Origin of the sequence: Streptomyces sp. NPDC002602, assembly GCF_042889445.1 — a bacterium.
GTDB lineage: Bacteria > Actinomycetota > Actinomycetes > Streptomycetales > Streptomycetaceae > Streptomyces.
The window spans coordinates 1-1668 of the sequence record NZ_JBIAQX010000025.1 but is presented as its reverse complement, the minus strand read 5'-3'; the positions used below and the strand labels follow the sequence as shown (position 1 = coordinate 1668).

2 protein-coding genes and 1 pseudogene are annotated in these 1668 nt (G+C 72.2%); 2 read left to right on the top strand and 1 reads right to left on the bottom strand.

Going from position 1 to position 1668, the window contains the following annotated elements; genetic code table 11:
• The first annotated feature begins 161 nt into the window (after positions 1–161).
• Both ACFYW3_RS36150 and ACFYW3_RS36145 read left to right on the top strand, forming a co-directional pair.
• On the top strand, positions 162–461 hold the full coding sequence (locus tag ACFYW3_RS36150) for an actinorhodin polyketide synthase (RefSeq protein WP_389388621.1): 300 nt from the start codon (positions 162–164) through the stop codon (positions 459–461).
• 88 nt (positions 462–549) lie between these two features.
• Positions 550–1515 carry an SRPBCC family protein gene (locus ACFYW3_RS36145; RefSeq protein ID WP_351763697.1) on the top strand — a complete coding sequence of 322 codons (966 nt, stop codon included), beginning with the start codon at positions 550–552 and terminating at the stop codon, positions 1513–1515.
• 42 nt (positions 1516–1557) lie between these two features.
• On the opposite strand, the pseudogene ACFYW3_RS36140 reads toward ACFYW3_RS36145, so the two are convergent.
• Positions 1558–1668, bottom strand: a pseudogene (locus ACFYW3_RS36140) (2-oxoacid:ferredoxin oxidoreductase subunit beta); the annotation flags it as partial.

Below are 1668 nucleotides of genomic sequence, written 5' to 3'. Positions count from 1 at the left end.
ACCCCGCGCCTCAAACGCCGGCGGGGCTGGGATGGGCGGGCCGGGCCGGGATGGGCCGGTGGGGCTGGGGTGGGCCGGCGGGGCCGGGATGGGCGGGGCGGGCCAGGGGGCGTTGAGTGGTGCTCCAGGGAGGGTGGTCAGGCTCGGGGTACCCGGGACGCGTGCGCGTGCTCGCGGACGACGAGAGGGGCACACCCATGGACCGGCTGGAACTCACCGACCTGACGCGGATCCTGCGCGCATGGGGAGGTGAGGAGGAGGGCGTCGAGCTGGACGACGACGTCCGCGACCTGTACTGGGTGGAGCTCGGCTACGACTGCCTTTCCGTCCTCCAGACCACCGGATACCTGGAGCAGAGGTTCGACATCGCCTTCGACGAGGAGGCCATGGAGTACGCCGACACCCCGCGCCGCTACCTCGACCTGGTCAACCACGTGCTGGGCTCCCGCGCCGCGGTCTGAGGCCGTGCCCGGGAACTCCACTCGGAGTCCAGGAAGCTTCCTGCGGACACGGACAGGCTCTGCGTCAAGCGTTGAGAGAGGGTGTCTGATGTCTGTCGAACGAGTGCACCGGATGACACACGCGGTGGACGCGGCCGCACCGGCCGGCGTCCTGTACGCCCTGGTGGCCGACACCGCCCAGTGGCCGCTGCTGGTACCGGACACCGTCCATGTCGAGCCGTGGGACTTCGACGGCAGCCGCGAACGGTTCTCCCTGTGGGACACCCGCGACGGGACCGTGCGGTCGTCGTTGTGGCGGCGGACCCTGGACCCCGACCGCCGGCGGATCGACTTCCGCCAGGAGGTTCCCGCGGCGCCCGTCACCTCCGCGGGCGGCAGTTGGACGGTACGGCAGCTCGCCCCGGGCTGGTCGCGGCTGACCCTGGAACAGGACTTCACCGTCGCCGGCAACCGGAGCTCCGACGTCGAGCGGGCCCGCGCCGACGTCGAACGCGGCGGGCGGGACATGCTCGACCGACTGCGCGAGGCCGCCGAGCGCTGGGAGCGGCTCGACGCGTTGACGATGAGCTTCGAGGACTCGGTCCGCTTCGACGGACCGGGCGAACCGGTCGGCGCCTTCCTGTACGACGTGGCCTCCTGGCCCGGCCGGGTCCCGCACATCGTGCGCGCCGACGTCGTCGAGGACCGCCCGGGGGTGCAGCGCGCCACCACGCACACGCTGACCGTCGACGGCTCCGTCCACACGACGGAGTCCGTACGGGTGTCCTTCCCGGCGGCCGGCCGTACCGTCTACAAGGAGACCGTGCCGTCGCCGCTGCTGGCCGCGCACACGGGGGAGTGGTCGATCGTCCCGGACGAGACCGGGGTCACCGTGCTCTCCCTGCACCATGTGCTGCTGGACGAGCGGATGGTGGAACGAGTCCTCGGCCCCGACGCCGACCTGTCGCAGGCACGCCGGTACGTCCGCGAGACCCTCGGCCGGGAGAGCGCGGCCACCTTCGAGCAGGCCCGCGCGTACGCGCGGAACGCCGTCAGGGGCCTGCGGGCGCTCTGAGCGCCGGACCGCGAGCGGAGGTCCGGCGCCCCTTCGCGCCGATCACCCGCCCAGGACCGTCCAGGTGTCGTTGCCGGTCAGTAGCGTCGTCAGGTCGCCTTTGCCGTTTCGCTCGATCGCGGTGTCGAGTTGGTCGGCCATGAGGGTGTCGTA

What these genes read in the sequence shown, in the direction of transcription:
- ACFYW3_RS36145 (WP_351763697.1), top strand. Translation starts at nt 550, where the DNA reads ATGTCTGTCGAACGAGTGCACCGGATGACACACGCGGTGGACGCGGCC.